Origin of the sequence: Curtobacterium sp. MCBD17_030, from assembly GCF_003224255.1 — a bacterium.
Lineage (GTDB): Bacteria > Actinomycetota > Actinomycetes > Actinomycetales > Microbacteriaceae > Curtobacterium.
Genome location: NZ_QKLI01000048.1, coordinates 1 through 723, shown reverse-complemented (window position 1 = coordinate 723; position 723 = coordinate 1). Strand labels below are relative to the sequence as shown.

The window sequence follows — 723 nt, the reverse complement described above, 5'->3', positions numbered from 1 at the left end:
TGTCGATGACCGGGACGGCAGCGGGGGACGGGGTAACGGGCCGGGACCTCGACGGGCGCGCGCGGTCGACACCGAGACCGACCGTGGTCCTGCGACCGGACGCTCGAGGGGCGCCGGCGCGGCCACGATCGCCGGCTCGGTCGATGGCACTGCGGCGTGTCGGCCCATGCCGGCGAGCGTAGCCCCTCGCCGTGTCGTCGTGGGAGCAGGGCCGTTCCGGCGCGGCGGCGTGTCAGTCCGCCTGGCCGCCGGACCCGCGGACGGTCAACTGCCAGGCGCTGTCCGCCGTGCTGTCGCCGCCACCGAACCCGACGCGGTCGACGTCGTGCCGCCACTTCGCCGGGACCCGGAGGCGCTGCGGCCGTCCGCCGCACTGCATCGGCTCCGCGCCGTACGTCACCGTGGAGCCGTGGGACTCGAGCTCGACCTCGGTCGACATCGTGCCGTCACCGAAGCACGAGAGCTCCAGCGCGTCGATCTCCACCGGCCCCGCGAACGTCGACGCGACGGAACCGTGCGCGTGCTCCTCGGTCTGCCCCGCGCTGATCTCGGCGCTGAGCACGACGAGCACGTCGTCGTCACCCTGCACGGCAGCCTTGCTCGAGGCACTCCAGCGTCCGACCGCCGCGGGGTCGACCGGCTCCTGCGTGCAGCCGCCGAGCACCAGCACGGCGCCGAGGGGTGCGATGGCGGCGATCGCGGTGGTCCAGCCCGTGGTGCGTC

Annotated in this window: 1 protein-coding gene; it reads right to left on the bottom strand. The window is 74.8% G+C overall.

Annotation, left to right across the window (positions count from 1 at the left end; translation table 11 throughout):
• Positions 1–232 precede the first annotated feature (232 nt).
• On the bottom strand, positions 233–723 hold a 491-nt coding region (locus DEI89_RS17925; RefSeq protein WP_181421725.1), incomplete at its 5' end, for a hypothetical protein.